This window comes from Oleiphilus sp. HI0125 (assembly GCF_001635355.1).
Genome location: NZ_LWGF01000551.1, coordinates 1 through 350, shown reverse-complemented (window position 1 = coordinate 350; position 350 = coordinate 1). Strand labels below are relative to the sequence as shown.

General features: G+C 43.7%; 1 protein-coding gene. It reads right to left on the bottom strand.

Annotated elements, in window-relative coordinates; all coding sequences use genetic code 11:
- Positions 1 to 350: sigma-70 domain-containing protein (locus A3762_RS06960; protein ID WP_304439274.1), on the bottom strand; the 350-nt coding region annotated here is incomplete at both ends.

Sequence of the window (350 nt, the reverse complement as noted above, 5' to 3'; positions counted from 1 at the left end):
CCGTATTCATTTCAATACCAAAACGCATACGAAGTACTTTCGCTTCACGAGCAGTCAAACCAGAAAGAACACTACGTGTTGCTTCTTTAAGACCTTCACCTGTTGCTGTATCCACTGGAGATTCAGCCATAGTATCTTCGATAAAATCACCAAGATGCGAATCTTCATCGTCACCGATTGGTGTTTCCATAGAGATTGGCTCCTTAGCGATCTTCAGTACTTTACGTACCTTCTCTTCCGGCATATCCATGCGTTCACCAAGCTCTTCAGGCGTTGGTTCACGACCCATTTCTTGCAACATCTGACGAGAAATACGATTCAACTTGTTGATCGTTTCGATCATGTGCACT